This window comes from Nocardia nova (assembly GCF_002933465.1).
In the GTDB taxonomy this organism is placed as follows: Bacteria; Actinomycetota; Actinomycetes; order Mycobacteriales; family Mycobacteriaceae; genus Nocardia; species Nocardia nova_B.
In genome coordinates this window covers 1-18,518 of the sequence record NZ_PSZE01000042.1, presented here as the reverse complement: position 1 = coordinate 18,518, position 18,518 = coordinate 1, and the positions used below count along the sequence as shown (strand labels likewise).

The 18,518-nt window shown below is 68.0% G+C and carries 14 protein-coding genes and 1 pseudogene; 1 reads left to right on the top strand and 14 read right to left on the bottom strand.

Going from position 1 to position 18,518, the window contains the following annotated elements; genetic code table 11:
• Positions 1–2 precede the first annotated feature (2 nt).
• Together eccA and C5E41_RS35820 are read right to left on the bottom strand one after the other, a co-directional pair.
• Positions 3–1,757 (bottom strand): type VII secretion AAA-ATPase EccA, encoded by a 1,755-nt coding sequence (gene eccA, locus C5E41_RS30835; RefSeq protein WP_104379219.1) that lies wholly within the window; start codon positions 1,755–1,757, stop codon positions 3–5.
• Between the two features lie 453 nt (positions 1,758–2,210).
• Positions 2,211–3,179, bottom strand: coding sequence for a C40 family peptidase (locus C5E41_RS35820; protein WP_104379218.1), 969 nt, complete (start codon positions 3,177–3,179; stop codon positions 2,211–2,213).
• Positions 3,180–3,380: 201 nt separating this feature from the next.
• On the opposite strand from C5E41_RS35820, the gene C5E41_RS34260 reads away from it, so the two are divergent.
• Positions 3,381–4,730 (top strand): hypothetical protein, encoded by a 1,350-nt coding sequence (locus tag C5E41_RS34260; RefSeq protein ID WP_181063506.1) that lies wholly within the window; start codon positions 3,381–3,383, stop codon positions 4,728–4,730.
• A 224-nt stretch (positions 4,731–4,954) separates the two neighbouring features.
• Here C5E41_RS34260 and C5E41_RS30820 read toward each other — a convergent pair whose 3' ends face one another.
• The 12 genes and pseudogenes from C5E41_RS30820 to C5E41_RS34615 all read right to left on the bottom strand — a co-directional run.
• Positions 4,955–6,856, bottom strand: coding sequence for an ESX-1 secretion-associated protein (locus C5E41_RS30820; RefSeq protein WP_104379217.1), 1,902 nt, complete (start codon positions 6,854–6,856; stop codon positions 4,955–4,957).
• Positions 6,857–6,984: 128 nt separating this feature from the next.
• Positions 6,985–9,540: a hypothetical protein gene (locus C5E41_RS30815; RefSeq protein ID WP_104379216.1), complete on the bottom strand. Its 2,556-nt coding sequence runs from the start codon at positions 9,538–9,540 to the stop codon at positions 6,985–6,987.
• A gap of 5 nt (positions 9,541–9,545) precedes the next feature.
• The gene (locus C5E41_RS30810) at positions 9,546–9,845 is read right to left on the bottom strand and encodes a hypothetical protein (protein WP_104379215.1); all 300 of its coding nucleotides are present in this window, start codon (positions 9,843–9,845) and stop codon (positions 9,546–9,548) included.
• Positions 9,846–9,864: 19 nt separating this feature from the next.
• Positions 9,865–10,221, bottom strand: coding sequence for a hypothetical protein (locus C5E41_RS30805; protein ID WP_104379214.1), 357 nt, complete (start codon positions 10,219–10,221; stop codon positions 9,865–9,867).
• A 76-nt stretch (positions 10,222–10,297) separates the two neighbouring features.
• A complete protein-coding gene (locus C5E41_RS30800) occupies positions 10,298–11,065 on the bottom strand; it encodes a hypothetical protein (RefSeq protein ID WP_063833838.1) in 768 nt (255 codons plus the stop codon).
• Positions 11,062–11,406: a YbaB/EbfC family nucleoid-associated protein gene (locus C5E41_RS30795; protein ID WP_051757257.1), complete on the bottom strand. Its 345-nt coding sequence runs from the start codon at positions 11,404–11,406 to the stop codon at positions 11,062–11,064. Before C5E41_RS30795 ends, C5E41_RS30800 begins: the two co-directional genes overlap by 4 nt.
• On the bottom strand, positions 11,403–12,899 hold the full coding sequence (locus tag C5E41_RS30790; protein WP_104379213.1) for a PPE domain-containing protein: 1,497 nt from the start codon (positions 12,897–12,899) through the stop codon (positions 11,403–11,405). Before C5E41_RS30790 ends, C5E41_RS30795 begins: the two co-directional genes overlap by 4 nt.
• Positions 12,900–12,929: 30 nt before the next feature.
• Positions 12,930–14,654: a hypothetical protein gene (locus C5E41_RS30785; protein ID WP_104379212.1), complete on the bottom strand. Its 1,725-nt coding sequence runs from the start codon at positions 14,652–14,654 to the stop codon at positions 12,930–12,932.
• Positions 14,644–15,522, bottom strand: coding sequence for a hypothetical protein (locus C5E41_RS30780; protein WP_104379211.1), 879 nt, complete (start codon positions 15,520–15,522; stop codon positions 14,644–14,646). The genes C5E41_RS30785 and C5E41_RS30780 overlap by 11 nt, the downstream gene beginning before the upstream one ends.
• A gap of 15 nt (positions 15,523–15,537) precedes the next feature.
• Positions 15,538–17,247, bottom strand: a complete 1,710-nt coding sequence (locus C5E41_RS34255; protein ID WP_181063505.1) for a hypothetical protein — start codon at positions 17,245–17,247, stop codon at positions 15,538–15,540.
• Positions 17,240–17,851: a hypothetical protein gene (locus C5E41_RS30760; protein ID WP_104379208.1), complete on the bottom strand. Its 612-nt coding sequence runs from the start codon at positions 17,849–17,851 to the stop codon at positions 17,240–17,242. Before C5E41_RS30760 ends, C5E41_RS34255 begins: the two co-directional genes overlap by 8 nt.
• 463 nt (positions 17,852–18,314) lie before the next feature.
• A pseudogene (locus tag C5E41_RS34615) lies at positions 18,315–18,518 on the bottom strand (hypothetical protein); the annotation flags it as partial.

Below are 18,518 nucleotides of genomic sequence, written 5' to 3'. Positions count from 1 at the left end.
GGTCAACTCGCCGGCGCCAGCCCCGCCAGGGCGGCAGTGATGTCGAATGCGTCGACGGTCATCAGTTCCTCGTTGGACATATTCGCGATATCCGCGTTGTCGCGCGTGAACCGGTAATCGCGTTCGGCCTCGGCCGCCTCCACCACGTTGCGGACGAACCGGCCGTTGCCGGCCAGATCGATCAGGCGGCGGCCGTTGCGGGTCTGCTGTGCCAGTTCCGCGCAGCGCTCCCGCAGGATCTCCCGCGCTTGGTCGGACAGGATCGAATCCTTCTTGCGCGCAATGTGATCGGCGATCTGAACCAGTTCGTCGGCGTCGTAACTGGCGAACCGGATGCGCTTGGTGAAGCGGGAGGCCAGACCGTCATTGGAGGCCAGGAAGCGGTCGATCTGGTCCTCGTAGCCGGCGATGACCACCACGAGTTTGTCGCGATCGTTCTCCATCCGGGCCAGCAGCGTATCGACGGCTTCCTTACCGAACGCGTCGCCGCCGGACAGTCCCTCCTGAATCAGGGTGTAGGCCTCGTCGATGAACAGCACACCGCCGAGCGCCGAGTCGATCAGCGCATTGGTCTTCGGTGCGGTGTGGCCGAGGTGAGTGCCGACCATGTCGTTACGCGACACCTCGATGACGTCGGCGTTCTCCACCACGCCCAGGCCGGCGAAGATCTTTGCGATGACCCGGGCGATGGTCGTCTTACCGGTACCCGGCGGGCCGGAGAAGATCAGGTGCTGGGTCTTGGATTCCACCGCCAGGCCGCGTTTGGCACGGACCTGATCCATCAGAACCCCGGATTTGAGCCGCTCGACCTGTTCTTTGACCGAGTCCATGCCGATCTGCGCCGCAAGCAGGTCCGACGCCTCGGCCAGCAGGGTGTCGCGCTCGGCCTTGGCCGCGGTGGCGGCCACCTCGGCCGGGTCGTCGCCCGAAGACGGATCCCAGATATTCGTCCGGGAGCCGATCACCTCGGGAGTCACCACGTCGAAGCGGTAGCTCTTGTCGCGCACGGCGCGCTGCCACAGCGGCCGCTCGGACCACAGGGCCGAACCCTGCAGACCGGCCAGCACCTTCTCGGCGGCATCGTGATCTCCGTTGTGCCGCAACAACATTCCGAGCAGGAAGTGCGCATCCGCCCAGATGTAGGACAGATTCCCGGAAGCGCTGTCCTCGACGATGCGCTGGGCGCGCGGCATGGCCTCACCGAATCGTCCCATCCGCGCGAGGGATTCGGCAGCCATCAACTCGGCGGCGATATCGAGCAGGCCGTCGTCGAGAACCGGTTTGGCCGTGCGGGCGGCGAGCACGTCCGGCCAGCGATCGGTGCGGTAGTACAGCGACATGCGAACGAATTCGGAAACGTCGTCGCGGGGTACCTGATCGAGAATGGCCGCGGCCTCTCCCCATTCGCCGCCCTGGGCGTAGGAGCAGGCCTGCGCGATCGCGATCTGATCGCGGTCGGCCATCGCCACCCGCAGCCCGTACATGCCGAGCTCCACCTGACACCACAGCGCCCGATCCACCAATCCGGCGCGCTGTTGATCCCGGTACAGGTTGTGCACCGAACGGTAAGCGCCGTAGATGACTTCGGAGGTGATTTCCCCCGCCATCGCGCGACCCAGCCAGGCATCGCACATATCCGGATCCAGATCGGTGGCGGCCCGGAACGCCGCCAACGCATTGTCTTCGTTGCGAACCCCGCCGGCAACCAATCCCAGTGATTGAACACCCGTGTAGAACGCGTCCTCGGCCGCTGACACCTGGACATCCCTTCCGCCGCACTCGCCTGCCCGAACGATAGACATCCAGACCGCCAGCCGTGGGAGCGCTATTCCCAATTTTGGGAAATGCGCGCGAAGCGTCACGGTTCGCGACAGCACCGGCGGTTTCGTCGAATTCCCTGGGAGCGAAACGTTTTCCCCGCCGGCACCGCCGCCACGCGGATCGGCGATTGGCCCAACCTTCGGAACTTGTTCGATGAGCCGCCGTAAGACGTACCGTCATTCAACGGTATATTGATCCCGGGTCGGCAGTCCTCATCCTGACGGCCCGAACCTCGGGGCGGCGGCCGTGAGCCGCGATCCGGTAACCGACCGCCGTGGGGGTGCAGGCCCGCAGCCCTGCACGGGCCGGTATCACCCACAGATGCCGGCCACCCGCCCGGCGGCCGGTGGTGTCAGCAGACCACCGGCCGCTCCCATCTCGGAGACGACTCACATGACGCGGACGACGACGGCGTCGCTGGGCATTCTCGCCCACCGCACGGTCGCACCCGAGTACGGCGCCTCGATCACCATCCCGTTCCCGGCGGCGAGCTGCACATGCTCGGGCCCGCGCGCGGAGAACGAATCGGCCGGGAAGACCAGATCGCCCGGCCGCACATCACGAGGCGAAATCCGCTCCCCGCAGTAGATCTGCTCATATGTCGTGCGCGGCAGGTGAACTCGGCCGTCGGTCGCCTCCGCGACCGCGTACTGGGTCAGCCCCGAACAGTCGAAGCCGCCGCCGGTCGGCCCGCCCGCACCACCGCCGCCCCACACGTAGGGCGTGCCCAGCCAGGCACTCGCCGCACTCACCGCCTTGCCGCCGGCGGTGCCGTCCGACGGAACCGGACGACTGCGCACCGCGCTCGGGCGTGCACCACCACCACCCCCACCGGCCCGGGTTCGTATCCGGGAGCGACGCCGACTGCGGCCTGCGGGCGTGATCCGCCCGTGAACCGGAGCCGGGGCGGACGGCGGCTGGATCGTCGCCGCGTGCCGGCGCGCCGCGGCCACATCGGCATCCACCTGTTTGGTCGCGTCGGCGATGGTGGCGTGCGCGGCGTTCAACAGCGCCGGACCGCTGAATCGCAGATCGCCGACCCCCGCGATGGCTTGCAGCCGCGTTTGCAGGTCGGCGATCCGGTTGTTGAGCGCATTACGTCCGGTAACCGTGCCGTCGCCCGCGGCGGTGACCGCCTTGTGCACGACCGCGTCCTTACCCGCCTGGGATTCCGCGATCGAGACCTGCATGCCGCGGGCGTCACTGTAGCGGCGAGCGATCGAGCCGTTGTGGCTTTCCATATTCGCGACAGCGGTCGAAACCGTGCCGGCCGTACCCGGTGCGGGACTGCCCTGGCCGTACAACCCGAGCAGTGAGTTCAGCACCCCGTTCAGATCGGTGGTCAGATCAGGCGCCATGCAATCGCCCCGCCCTCACTCATCCCGGCCGCCTCCTGTGCCGGCGCCGCTGGATGGCCGACGTGAATTCCAGATCTCCCGCACTCGGAAGACTGGTCTCCGACTATGCGACACCGATCGTGTAATGGCGAAACGACCGAGCTTCCCATTTGCGGGAAGCGCCGACAATGATGTCGTCGGTGGCGGAAAGGATTGTCGGGCATGGCGGATATGGAGATCGACCCTGCGGCGCTGCGCCGACTGGCACGACAACACATTCGGGTCGCGGCAGTCACCCAAGCTCGGGCAGAGCCGGCCACAGCCATCGCTGCCGGGGAGAAGCCGCCCACCGGCAAGCCCGGCGATAAACAGCCTACCGACGGCACACTCGGCGATAAACCTCCCACGGACGGCAAGCCCGGGGACAAACCTCCCACCGACGGGAAGCACGGGGACAAACCCGGAAACGATCACACGACCGGTGGGCCCGCGCCGAAGCCCACCCCGCCCCCGGCGGACGGCGTCGGACAGCACTACGGCAAACCGATCGAACTAGACCCGCCGCCGGGCGCGTCGCCGGCCCTGACGAGCTTCGTCGCGCTGGCGGAAACCGCGATCCAGACCACGGTGGATCTACTGGGGCGCGGCATCACCACGCCACCGCCCAATGTGAACGACCTGCTCACCACCACCGTCTATCAGAACCTCGGCAAGGGCGAGGCCAGCGACGTCTACCAGCAGACGCTGACCAAGGTCCGGGCCCGCCAGACCTATCTGCTGAATATGGACGCCGAGGTCGTCAAGACGTCGATCAAGGTCAAGGACGGCAAGGATCAGACGTTGGCCGCTGTCATGGCCGACGTGAACACGTTGAAGGATGCGCTCGAGGTCGATCTGCGACCGCTCAGCAAGAAGCTCAGGGCGGTCAAAGAGCTCACACTCATGGAGCAGATCGCCGACACACTGGACTCGGTGTGCCAGAAGGTGTCCGCGGTCGCCGAGTACAACGCGGCCATGGCGGGCGGCGGCAACAGCAAGAGCGGATCCGGTCAGGGCTCCGGCTCCGGCTCTGGCTCCGACAGCGGTTCCGGCTCGTCGAACGGCACCGCGACGTCCGGCGGCGCCGCGCAGGCCGGTGCCGGAGGCGACGGCGGACTGGGCGGACTCGCGCAGATGTTGGGTCCGCTGGCCATGATGTTGCCGATGGGTCTGATGTCGCTCGCGCCCATGGTGCAGCAGTTCATCCAGAACAACGCCGAACAACACCAGCGGGAAGAGGAGCGCAAGGAGCGCGAAGCGGAGAAGGCGCAGCAGAACGGCACCGCACCGAACGCGCAGGCCGCGCCCGCGGCGCCCGCGGCCGACCCGAACGCGGCGCCGGCCGCCGGTGCGGCTCCGGCGGCGACGGCTCCCCAGCCGGGCGGCGTCACCGCCGATCCGGCCGTGATCACTCCGCCGCCGGCCAACGGCACCACACCGGCCACGGTCACGCCCGGGACCACGCCCGAAGGCACGTCCGCGCCCGCCGTCACCGCTCCCTCGGGGGGAAATATTCCGGGCGCACCGTCCTGATCGCGTCCCCGTAGCGCCCCGCCGCGCGGCTCGGGAGGCCGGTTGGGGCACGCGCCGGTCCCCTCCCGTCACGCCAGGTGCGCGGGAACGGCTGCGCCGCAACCACTTCCATCGGCAGCACGAGTTCGCCGGCGCGTGTCCGCCAAACGTGGGCGCCGGTGTCGGCGCCTGCCCGTCGTCGGCATCGAGATTCGGCCGGACCGTGAGCCGGTCCGGCCGAGGTGCTACGACTGTTCGGACGGCGGGGTAACCGCCGGCGGCGCCACCACGGGCGGGGCCACCGCCGCACCGCCCGGCGGACCGGCGGTGACTCCCGGCGCGGACACCGGTCCGGCGACAGTGACCGAACGATCCACGGTCGCGGCCTCGGACGTGGTGACCGCGACCGGAACTTCGACGAACTGCGGATGATTCACGATCTGGTCGTAGGCGTAAGCGGCGTCGCGCAACTGCTGCCGACCGGGTTCGCCGGCGAGCAACAGCAGCAGTTCGTTGCAGCGACGTTCGAAGACCATGGCACGCAACGTCGCTCCCTCGGCGTCGATGCGCAGGTCACCGGGAGCCACTCGGGCGACGTCCACGCGCCGCGAGAGCATTGCCGCCGCGAGCAGGTCGTCGGCCTCGCGCAACTGTTCCCACCATTGCGGCGACACCTCCTGCCCGGCCTCCAGAACGGCGAGGATGCGATCGCGGATGCGGCGGGATTCGGCGGAATCCGCCGAGGCCGTTCCGCTGCGGACGAGTCTGGTGTGCGCGTCGGTCACCAACTCGAGGCAGCGCGCGTAAGCGCGTGAATCCGGTACTGCCGCAATGGGAGTGGCAGCGTCGGGCGAACCGGCCAGATCGAGCCGGTCGACCGTGTCCGGAGTGTGCACCCGGAGGTCGACATCGTAGGCGGGACCGACCAGGTCCGCCATCGCGATGTCGGGTAACCGCGCACGCAGCTCACCGTCGATCGAGGCGGAGGAGGCCAGGGCCACCAGCGACGCGTTCGCCTTCGGGCCCCATGCCAATCCGAATTCGACCAGCACCCGGGCCGGGTCCGAGATCCCCTCCCAGGGTGAGGCCGCACTGCCGGAGCCGTCGGCGAGCATCTCGTCCCACAGCCACGGCGTCGACACTTCCCGAGGGAGATAGATCCCCGCCGGCAACCAGCCCCGGCCCTCGTTCGAGGTGATGAACACCCCCGCCCCGGCCGGGCCGCGCATCACGCCGACCGCCCAGTGCATTCCGACCGCCGGCGTATCCGCGGCGGCCAGAACCGCCGCCAGCAACGTGCGCGCGACCAGCAAGTCGTTGTCGACCGCATCGCCCACCACGTAGGCCGGCTCGGCCTCCTTGTCCTTGGCCGCGGCGACCGCGGCGGCGAACGGCGTGACGATCGGTACCGGCGGCAGATCGTAGCGTCCCGTGGCGCCGGTCGGCGGCTGCTGCGCCGATCGGTCGTCGGCACCCACGCCCGCACCGGCGGTGACCGGCGTCGTCACTCCACCGGCAGGGGTACCCGCGGTGGCGGCCGCCGCACCGGTGTTGACGCCGGAACCGGACCCGGCCTGGTTGCCGGTGGAGTCCACCGCGCCCATCGGGGCGGCCGCTCCCGGTGCGGCGGCGGCGACGCCGGGGACGGGCGCGTCCGGCGATTGGTCCGCCGCGTCCGGCTGCTGCTGACCGGTGCCCGGCGTCTGCGGACCGGTGACCGAAGGGCCGCCGTCGAGCGGCGACGTGCCGAGCGGCGTGCGGCCGTCGCCGGAGCCGAAGGTGCGGCCGTTCGGCGCAGCGTGCGCCGGTGTTCCCTGCGGTGACCCGTGCCCGCCGATGTCGTCGCCCGCACGGCGGAAATCCGATGCTATGCCGTGGTCGGCGTTTTCATACGCCTCGGCCGCGGCGATCAACTGATCCGCGGTGTGGTCGTGGTCGTCGGCCAGCTTGTCACCCGCCCGTTTGCGGGCGTCGTAGTAGCCGTCGAGGGCATCCTTGACCGGCTGGGCGATCTTCCCGTACGTGGGGATGAAGCTGGCGAGCCACTCGTGCGGCGGTTCCGCCCACGCCCGGGTTTCGCGCGCGACCTGACGGTGTTGCTCTGCCAACTGACGCAGCACCGCAGGGTCGATCTCCATCTCCGGCATGCCGCACAATCCTTTCCGCCACCGACGAGATCATTGTCGGCGCTGGCCAATCCCCACTGCCGCGCTACTGTTCCCAATCCAGGGAAGTCCGGGCTCGCCGATATTCCGATCGAATACGGTCCAACGCATCACCGGTGGTCACCGCCGCGCGGTCCGACACTGACCGACGAGGTTCGCGGTGGTGGCGGTGTCGTGGGATCGGGACCCGATGGGGCCGCGGCCAATTCCGCCAATTGCGCATGTGCGTACACGGCGTCGCGCAGGGTCTGGCGTGTCGATTCGCCCGCGAGCAGCAGGACCAGTTCATCACACCGCCGCTGGCACACCATCGCGCGCAGGACCGCGGCATCTGCCCCCGCGCCGGATTCGGATCGCAACTCGCCCAGCGCGACTCGGGACACATCCGCGCGCAGCGGCAACATCGAGGCGGCGACCAATGCGTCGGCGTCCCGGAGTTCGTCCCACAGTGGTTCCGGCACCGCCCTGCGCTGCGTGATCGCCTGCAGGATTCCGGCGCGAATCGTCCCGGTGTCCAGCGAGTCCAGCGCGCGCCCGAGTGCGGCGCCCCGGCCGTGGCCGTCGCGCGCCAACTCGACACAGCGCTCGGCGATGCGATCCGGAGGAGTGGCGGCAACGCGATCGGCCAGCTGCGCCGAACCCACGAGTTCGAGCCGGTCGGCCAGACCGGCGGCCGGCGCAGCGAAATCCATCACCGCCGCGGCCGCGACCGAACCCTCGGTCGGCACCGCGCCGAGTTGGGCACTCAGCGCGCCGTCGATCGGCTGCGAGGAAACCAATGCCGAGAGCCGGGCGCCGATCTTCGCGCCCCAGGCGATTCCGAACTCGGCCAGGATGCGCGCCGGATCGCCCACCCCCTCCCAGCCACTGTCATCGGACTCCGACCACACCCACGGGGTGGACAGTTCCCGCGGCAGATACAGCCCGGCCGGCAGCCACCCGCGTCCTTCGTTGGAGGTGACGAACGCGGTCACGCCGCCGGAATGACGCAGCACCGACACCGCCCAATCCACACCGAGCGCCGATTCCCCGGCCGCGGCGAGCAGACTGCTGAGCAGGCTGCGGGCCAACACCAGATCGCCGTCGACACGTTCGCCGAGTACGAAGGCCGGCGCCGACGCCGCCACCATGGCCGCGCCAACCGCATCCCGAACGACCTCGTCGCTGCCGGTCGGCCCCGGAACCCGCTGTGGGGGAATTGCTTTCGCGGCCGGTGCCGCGACCGGGGAACCGGGTGGGCCGGGCGGATTGCCGACCAGCGGTCCCTTCCCGCCGGGCGCGGAGATCCGCGAATCCGGCGGCGGGCCCGGGCGGGTATCGGCACCGGCCGGGGGCGCAGCCGCCTGCGCCGCGGGCGCGTTCATCCGTTCGACGGGGGCCGACACGGTGGGACCGGGCGCACCGGACTGGGGCACCACGAGCGGCGCGGACATCGCCCCGCCCGCCGCGAGACCCGGCGTGCCGATCGGAGCGATCGTGCCCGGCTCGGCACGGTGGCCGGGCTCGCCGATGTCGGTATCGTCGTCCGGATGTGACGAGCGCGCGAATGACAGTGCGCCGGAATCGTTCTCGTCATGACCGTGGCCCGCGTCGGTACCGTGCCCGGAGCCATGTTCGGTATGTGTGTCCGAGGCGCTCGCCGCGACCGGGGCCTCCGGCTCGTGCGAGGCGCCGGAATCGGCCGCCGGTGCCCCGTCCACGGTATGGTCGCCGATCTCGCCGGGTCCGGCGTGATTCGGGGCCGCAGGCGCCCACCCGGAGCTCTGCCCTGGCGCCGGCCCACCCCCGACAGGCGCCGCCGGAGCGGGCGCGACCGGCACCTGGTCGTGCGGGCCGGCCGGCTGGGCCGGCATGTGATCGACGCCGGCGGGCGGGTCGCCGAACAACCGGTCCCGCAGCCGATCGGCAATATCCTCGAACGGCAACGGAGCATGGGGAAGCATCCCCGGATCGAGCCGGATCAGCCCCGGTACGAACGGGAACTGCGGCATCGGATCGCGCAGTGGACCGGGCACCTGCGGGTGCGAGCCGCCACCGGGATGCCGGGGACCGGCGCCGGCTCCCGGGACGCCGTCCTGCCGCCGTCCCGGATGTCCCGGGCCGCCCGGTCCGTTTCCTTGCGTCCACGGATTGGGCCGGCCCAGTAATTCGGCGATCAGGGCTAGCTCCGGAAGCCCTTGGGGCCCCAGCATCTTCAGGGCATTGCGTTCGACATCGGCGACCTCGTCACGAGCCTCTCGGACGATCGCGGAGATCCGCCGCCGTTCGGCGGCTTCGTCCTCGTTCCCGTTCTTGTCGGTCTCCTGCTGCCGGACCCGCTGGATATCGGCATCCGCTCGATCGACGATGTCGAGGATCCGATGCCGGGTGCGATACACGATGTCGCCGATCTGCCCGAAGGTATCGGACGCGGCGACCAAGGCATCCACCAGCTTGCGCAAACTGTCCTGCTGACCCAGCATGTCGCGCTTGGCCGGCTCCAATCCCTCGCTGGATGGAACGCGTTCGGAGAACAGGCGCCGGGCCCGGTCGGCCTCCTCGGGGTCCACCGCCTCGGCGGCGTCGCGCACCACCGTCTGCAGATTGTGCCAATCCGACGGCGGAACCGCGGGCCAATGCTTGCCGACGATGTCGTCCCAGTAGGGGCTACCGTGCTCGGAACCCATGCGCGTCAGGCCGATCGCACGCCGGCGCCGCTGTCGATATCCGCGTTGTAGAGGGCGTTCACGGCCTCACGCACGGCATCGTTGGTGCCACCGCTGTGACCGTTGCGCGCGGTCACGAAGTCGGTGATCCACTCGCCGACTCGATTGCGGATGTGCACCGCCCTGTCGTCGAGTTCCGATTCCGGGCGATGGTGCACGGCCAGGTTCCCGACGTGCTGTGACACCTGCCCGGTGTTCGCGGTGACGGCGACGTGGAACTGGTCCGACGCGTCTATGGAGCTTTCCTGACCGTCGATGTGCAACATGGCGGCCTCCTGTCTGTCGCTAGAGCGTGGTGCCGAATTCGGCGCTCTCCATCGCCCGGTAGGACGCCTCGGTCGGCAGATCGAACGAGTCCACCGTGTAGGGCCGTGCGCCGTTGTACTCCATCTCCGCGCGCAGCCCGACGCGGGATTTCATATGCGCGAGCCGCGCCAGTCGCAGGATCTCGTTGGCGAGCCAGCTGTCGCCGTTGTCGCGCGCCTCGTCGGACAGGTGCAGGCCGATCACCTCGCCGTCCCGGTCGCAGGCGACGCCGACGCTGTGGTCGGGATTGAAGACCTCGTAGGTCATCGACTTCCAATCCGGCGCCGGTGCATCGGATTCGGTGTCGTAGTCGTCGAATTCCAGATCGTCGTTCATCGGTTCTCCTGTGTCTTGCGGGACTTGCGGGACACCCGCACCCGGCCGGGCCGACGGGAGGGCTTCGCAGTGTGTCTCATCGGCCCTCCGAAAGTTCAGGGGCGAGCGCACCTCGCGGCGGTGGTGCGACGGCGCCGGCGGGTGGCGCGACGCTCGCGGCCGGCGGTGGTTCGTTCGAACCCGCTGGTGGTTCTCCGGTTCCCGACATCCGGTCGACCAACTCGCTCCAGGCCGCGTCGCCGACCGTCATCACCTGCCGCAGCGACCAGAATCGCGAGCCCAAATACATCTCCCCCGTTCCGTCGGGTTCGACGTCCAGATGGTCCGGGCCCTCCGCTCCGTTGAGCGTCACCGTGGTCAGCGGCGGATTCATATCGTCGATATTGATGATCGTCGCGCCGCCGCCCGGGATGAACGAGCGGCGGCAGCGTGGACTGTTACCGATCGCCACCTCGGCACTGTTGGTGGAGATGGTGATCTCCGGATTCAGCAGCAGTTGCAGAACCCACGACCGCGCGGCGGCCTCGGGCTGGTCGGCGTTGATCGAAATAGTCAGGGCCGCAGCAAGATCCACCACCAGCATCGACTCGGAGGTGGTGACACCGACGATCACGAGCCGCTTCGGCGAACCGACCGGATGGGGCAGATCGTCGGCGGCGAAGGTGCTCACATCGGAGCTGGCGCCCGAAGCCGGATGAGCTCCCACCATTCCGGTCGCCACGTCGATGGTGAACGCCGCGATCGGGTGCAGACTGCGCTCGCCCACCCCCGCCAGCCGCACGAGGCCCTCCTCGTGCAGCCAGCGCACGGTGTCGGCGACGGTGACCGCCGCGGGTTCGGTCACGACAGCTGCTCCACCGGTTGCCCACCGACACCCTCGGTCTCGGGCGCCGGCTCGGCATCCATGATCACCTGGTACTGGCGTCCGGCGTCGGCCGAACTCTCGCGGATGGCGGACATGATCTCGGCGACCAGTTCATCGGCCTCGAACCGGTCGACCGTGCCGGGTGCCAGGTACAGGTCGGTCAGCCGCCCCATCGCGTCCACCTCGGGGATGACGGCCCCGCTCGGCGACGGGCGCCGCGCGCGGATCGCGTCGATACGTTCCCGCAGATCGGCGATCTTGTGGCGTAATTCGCGGGCGGCGTCCAAAGCCGCTTGGACGTCGGGATGGATTCCACTCATGCGCTACCTCCGGATTGACTCGGGGTCTGGTTGGCGGGTGACGGCGTCGGGGGTGTGACGGTCGGTGCGATGGTCGGCTTCTCACCGATGACCTGCTCGGTGTGCGGGGTGTCGTCGACGTACATCAGCCGATCGGGATGCCATGCCACGACCCGGTTGCGTTCGTTGCCGCCGCCGCCACCGCCCATACCGGGCGCCATCGGCATGTACGGCATCATCGGCGACCCACCGGCGGCGCCGCGGGCCGCCGCGGCCGCCGAGGAGGACAGTGGCTCGATCACCGGTGTACGAGGCATATTCGACGCGCTGCTCGCCGCGGTCCCGGCCGTCGACGCGGACGCCACCATCGGCATCGGGCCGACGCTGACGGTCGGCGTACTCGTGGAGCCGCTGTCCAGCCCGCTGGTGATGTCCCCGATCGGCATCGCGCCACCGCCGCCGTAACCGCCTCCGGCGGAACCGTAGTCGGGGTAGCTGCCGTAGTCGTAGCCGTAATCGGAGCCGTCGAGCCCGTCGAGCGAGTCCGTGCTGCCGCCCTGGCCCAGCTGCGACATCATCCCGCCCTGCATCAGCGAACTCATCATCGTGGGCAGCATCTGGGCCAGCATGCTCATGTCGCTACTGCTCGAATCACTCTGCGAGCCCGAGGTTTCCGAGCCTTTCGAGGGCCCCTTCGAGTTCACCGCCGTGGAGTAGTCGGTGACCGTCTGGGCCGATCGCGCGTTCTGCTCCTGGAACTTGGCGAGCGCATCCTGTACACCCAGTTCGTTCTTCGATCGCATTGCCGAGACCAACTCCTTGCGGGCGGCGATGATCTCCTGTGGCGTGGGATGTTTGGCCTTCGCCGCAGTGAAGGCGTCGGCATAGTTCTGGGCGCTGTCCGCCAGCTCCCCCAGGGCGGACCCGAGCTGATCGAGCCAGCCGCGATGTTGCGAGAGCTGCTGTGCCGCCGCCGATCCCACCGGCGTCCAGTGCTGCATGCGCAACGCGGCCCGATCCAGACCACTGGTGGCATCGGCATGCGTGGTCGACAGGTAGCTTCGTACGTTCTCGGCGAAGCGGGCGGCGCCTCCCGGCCCCGGCCCGGTATGCAACTGCCGGGCGAAGGTCAGCGGATCCACCTCCGCGCCGACGGCCGGCAGTCGGAAGGTCGGCGCGAATCGCGGTGTGTGCGGCGGAGTCTCGGCGACCGGGTTGGTCAGCAAGTCAGAACCCGCGCCGCCGATATCGCGCCCGGCCCGGTCGTCGGCCTCGGTGTAGTCCACTGCGGCGGCGCCGATGTTCCAGGCGGTGCGATGCACCTCGTTCAATGCTCCGAGCACACCGTTGTACAGATCCTGCGCACTGCCGTTCAGCTGCGGCACCGCCTGCGCGGAAATCGGGTCCGCCCCGGCCGGAACCACCCACCCCCTGGGCAGGGTGCCCCCGCTGACCTGCGCGATATCGGCCAGCGCGGATGCCGCCGAAATCAGTTCCGTCGGATCAACATTCAACGCTACGACCTCCTCTCACCCGCCAGCCGCTCAGATCGTCTGAGTGCCGGCCAGTGCCGACATCGTCGGGCCGCCGGCGGCCGGATCACCCGGCGCCGGCACCGCGGGCATGGCGTCACCGTGCGCGGCGCCCGTACCTTCGATACCGGCCGGATGCGCGAATCCGCTGAAGTCGCCGAAATCGCCGCCCACATCGGACATATGCGCATCGAACCGCTTCAGCTCACCGCACACGATCACCTGCAACGCATCGCTGCCGTTACCGGAACCGGCCGACGTGTCGCCCGAGCCGGCCGAGGGATCACCGGAGCCGCCCGACACGTCGGTGAAACTCGCGGCACCGGTGAAGTTCGCGGCGGCGGTCGCCGGTTCACCGGATCCGAACGCGACGACGATCGCCGTATGGTCCTTGTCCCACAGCGCGACATCGCCGGTCATCAACTGGCTCGGATCGATCCGCGCGCCGACCTGCTTGTTGTCCGACCACTTCGCCGTGGTGCCGGAATAGGCCGCCTTCGCGTCCGTGCCCTTGGTATTGGCGAAGGCCGCGTCCAGCGCCTGGGCGACGACCGGCGACACCTTCTGCTTCCGCTGGAAGTCGGGCGGGAAGGCGTATTCGATCATGCCGTCCGAACCCGGCACCCGCGGCGGCGGTGTAGTCCCGCCCTGCTGCGAGGATGTCGCATTCGGGGGCGGACCACCGGCGGTATTCGACACCGGCGCGGCGTTGTTCTGATTCGACCACGGCGTCGACGGAGCGGGCTGCTGCGGTTGCGCCTGTGCCTGCAACGGCTGCACCGCCCGATCGATCCGATTCGGATCCAGATCGTCGGCGCGGTTGCGCACCGAGTCCCCGAGTGAGCCGTAGGGCCCCATCCCGTCGCCCCACATCATGGGGTTCGCGTAAGGGTTCATGCCGCCGAAGCCCATTCCCGTCGGATCCATCAGTCCGCCCAAACCCGAACCGAGCGAAGGGGTTTCAACGGGGCTCGCCATCGACGAGTTCGGCGTCATCGCCGAGTCCTTGATCTGCTGAATCGCATCGTCGATCTTCGATTTGGCGTCGTCGGCCGTCGAACTGTTGTCGACCGGCAGTCCGGTATTGGGATCGATGGTGGTGTCCTTGCCCAAGTTCTCCAGCCCGTTGTCGGCACCGAGGTTCAAGCCGGAGCCATTGCCCGCATCGCCTCCGTTGCCGCCGGTATTGAGCTTCCCCAATGCACTGTCCAGTTGCGCCTGAATGGCGGCATCGTGCTGCTGCTGATTCTTCTCGAAATCCGCCGCCCACGATTTGATGGCATCGGCGGCGGCCTCGTTCTGTCCGGAAGCCGGATCCACGGTATCGATCAGTTCGGAGTACGCCTGATCCATCATGTCGATGAATCCGATCTCCAGTACCTGCCCTTCCTCGAGCGCGGAGATCGACGCCACGTTGTAGTTGATTCCGCTGACCAGGTCTGTCAGCTGTTTGAGCCCATCCTTGGACGTCTTTTTCACGTCGTCGACCTTCGCACCGACCTTCTCCAGCGAAGCGTCGTAGCTCTCCGCTTTCGCATTCATGCTGCTCACGGCGGAACGATATTGGGTCAGCAGATCCGATTGGCCGTGCAGTTTCTGGAGTGCCTGCGGCTTCAGCGTCGGTGTTTTCACCATGGCCACCGGCTTACCCTTCTCGGGCTCACCGAAGAGTTTGGTGTTCGTACTCAGCGCCTCCGCCAGTGAACTGGCGGTTTCGGCTTCGGTTTCATCCGACATACCAGCGCCGTATCTGGTCGTTCAGGCCCTGCGGATACAGCAGGAATCCCGTGCCGGTGGCTGTGTAGCCCGGATCGGGGGCAATAGGCTCCTTCGCCGGGGAATCCATGTACTTGCTACCGCCCCAGACGAGAGTAACCTGCTGCGAGACCGACGGTTTTCCGCCCGGCTGTTTGTCGCCACCGCCGTCGGATCCCCCCGAACCGCTGCCCCCGCGTGGCGACTGCCAGCTCAGGCCCGTCGCCGCCGCGATCCCGGCACCCCGCAGCGAATTTCGCTTCCAGCCCGAACTCTTCGCGCCCTTGCTGTTGGCCCAGCCCTTTTGCTTGGCTTCGAGTTCCTTCTTCCGATTCTCCAACTCCTGCGTTTCTTTGTTTGCCGTCTTCCCCCTGGCTTTGACCTCCTTCTCCAACGCCTTGTATTTGTTCTTTCCGGCCACGTCGGTCAGTGGAACGCCGAGCTGGTCAGCCAACTCCTGGTCGGCCTTCCGCGATTTGGCATGCAGCTTGGGATCCATATTCGAACCAGAAGTCTTGTAGTACTTCGCGTCGGCCTTCGCCTTCTTTCGAAGAGCTTTCTCGAGCGCTGCCTGAGTATCCCCGAGGGTTTCGATCTCGGTGCCGACAGAGGTCACCGACCGCCCTGTCTTCCGGCTGATGCCCCCCGCTACCGCATCACCCGCGAGACTGCCGGTCGCACCGATCGCGCCGGCCATCCCGATACGGCGCCAGTCGATGTTCCCGATGCCGTCACTGGCTGCCGAGTGCAGGAATTCGGCACCGCCGTTGACCGCGGCGCCGAGCAACGCTCCGCCCAGTTTGCCGCCGGTGGCTTCGTTGGCGGCCTTGAAAATGGTCCCGATTCCCATGAATGGTCCGACTCCTTATGCGGGTACCGTCGCCGGTCCGTGTGTTGACGGGTCCACCGGAGTCGCCGACAGCCCAGGGCTGGACGAGGGAGCCGATATGTCGATTCCGGCGGGGTGGAAGAAGCCTGCGAAAGACCCGAAGTCTCCGCTCTTGTCGCTCATATGCGGATCGAACGGACGCAATTGGGCCTCGATGATCACTTCGAGTGTTCCGCCGTTCTCCTCCGGGAACGCCACTACCAAGGCGGTCCGCTGGGTATCCCAACTCGCGAGATCCCCCGTGGTCAGTTGATTCGGGTCGGCGGGCGTCCCGAGGGAATTCGCGTCCGGAATCTTGGCAGGGGTGGCGGCGTAGGCACCACGACCGTCCGTGGTCGCCGCGTTTCCGAACGCCGCCGTGAGAGCATTCGAGACGACGATCGGGACACGCTGAGAACGTCCGTCCGGAAAAGTGAAGACGGTGCTGCCGTCGTCGGCACGCGCGACGGCGACGTTGACCGGTGTCGCGCCGGCTTTCGCCGGTGCGCCGGCATGCGTCGGTGGGGCCGATTGGTTCGACGCGCCGGGCGCCGAGTTGGCCGCATTCGCAGCGGAATTCGACGCCGTGTTCGCGGCAGGGCCGGTGCCGGCACGACTCGGCGCAGCCTGTGTCGGCGCCGCTGGCGGAGCACTGACAGCTGGAGCGGCTACCGTCGACGACGGGTTCTCCGCCGTGGCCGGAATGCCGCGCGCCGCTTCGGCCGCTCGGCGTTGGTTGGCGGCAGCCAACGCCATCGGCAAGGCGTAGCCCGGCATCCGGTACGGCGCACTCGCGGCAGCCGAGGTAGGCGTGGCGGCGGCCGCTGCCGGGGAATACCGAGACGAAGGATCAGCAGAGGCAACGAGCGGCGTAGGCTGACCCGCGTCATTCGCAGCAGCGGTCTTCGCAACGGACGAATCAGTGACCGGAGCGAGCGGCGAAGCGGACGGACTGCCGCCGGAGGCGTCCCAGTTCCACACCGGCGCAGCTGCGGGCGAATTCACGTTCACCAGCCCCGAGTAGGGACTGTTGTCGCCGCTGTAGGTGAAGGTGTTGCCCGGGTCGGTGTCCCGCCCTGACGGCGAAGGCTTGTCGACGCTACCGGCTTTGGTCGTCTTGCCGGCATCCTCAGGGTTCTGTTTCCGTACTTTCGAACCGAGTTCGGCGAACTCCTGGGATTTTTGCTGCATGATGCCGGAGACGGTGTTCACCGCGGAGTCGATGATCGCCATCACGTAATCGTCCTCCGAAATTGCGTTGCCACCCTGCCCGAGGCTCGGGTCCAGAACTTGCCTATCGATGAGTTCCTTGAGGACCGTCACATTGCGCGGGTCCACGCTTGCCAAGACCTTCAAGCCATCGATGCCGTTCGCCAAGTCACTGCGGCCCTCGTGACACAGCTCGGGGCTGTCGTCGGCAACCTTTGCCACGGCCGCGTCGAGTGTCAGCAACCTGGCATACGCATCGTGGAGATCGATCACCCACTGCCGGTAATTCGCAATACGCGCGTTCTCGGCCCCGGACACCTCCCGGGCCGGAACCGCCTTCGGCGCAGCCAATGTACCTCCGTTTCCGAAAGCCTCCCAGCTCGATATGTACATGTTGGGCAGCGTTTTGTATTGCTGGACAAGACCGGGAGAAAACGTCAGGCCGTCCGGCATATTTTCCGGATCGGGCATGAAGATGCGCGGCATCTTGTCAGACATACTTGAGTGCCTCTTCAGGCGTTATGTCTACAACCGGGATCTTCCCCGGGCCGTTCTTACCTCCTTGGATAATCGTCCATGCATCCTTACCCATGTCCCAGGCGAAATGAACGTTCGAAGAACCCATGCTCGCGCCCAGCGCGCTGGAGTAATACCGTCCCGGGGTCATATGTCCGGCGCCCGCCCAGGTCGGTACCTTGTTCTTCCAGAATCCGGTCTTGTTGAAGGCCATCGCATCCTTGATCGCCTGGCCCTTCACCGCACCTTTGGCATCGGCCTTCGCGATCGCCTTGGCCATCGCCTCCGCCGCCGCCTTGCCCTCCGCCCGCATGAAGCCCTTGACACCGAAACCGCTGACACCACCACCGAGCAGGCCGCCGGCGGCACCGAACGCAGCGCCTGCCCCCACGTTCTTCCAGCTCCAGCCGTCTTTGATTCCCGACTGCAACGCACCGGCGGCGGCACCTACCAAGCTCGCGCCGATCGGTCCGGTGGTCGCGAAGGCCACGCCGGTCAACGCGCCGATTGCGATGTCGTCCCAGTGGTTCACGACCTGGTTGCCGACCCAGCCGGCGGCCTTGCCTATGGCACCGAACAGGTTCATCGGGTCACCTACCCGGCCGGGAGCGACTGTTACTCATTCCGCGATCCCCGTCCTGCCGTCGGTTCGATCCCCCCTCATTCTCGGCGATTCCCAGTGGTGGGAAATCCGTGTCGATTCGGACCGGAGAGGATTGGGAGGAGCTCGCGCACCGACGAATCGGTGCGCCGTGGCGGACCGGCCGGGACCGATGCGGAAGGAGTGCCGATGCCCCTCCTGCAGTCGATCACCGCCGCGGGGCGCCCGGTCACAGCCACCTTCGTTCACCCGGGGAGCCGCGAGTGACCGGCATCGAGAGCTCAGCGCCGGTGGTGAGCGACGGTTGGGCCGATCCCGTTACCACCGCCCCCGACGCAGACACCGGATCCGGCGCGGATGCGCCGACAACACCCTGGACAGCACCTCGGCGGCAACGGGATTCGAGCGGTACCCGCGCCATAGCGCCGAATACTTCTCCCTGGGCGGATCAGCACGGAACATCCGCGCCGCAGAGTCCGGGTGTATCCGTACCCTCCACCACTTCGTCCACAGCCGGCCCGTCGTCGAGCCCGGCGCTGCCGGGTCCTGTGTCTGCCGGGTCGGGTGGTGGTGTGGTGGCGCCTGCGGGTTCGCCCGCGGTGTCGGTGGCACCGGGATCGGCGCAAGCACCCCCCGCCGCGGGCGCCGGCAC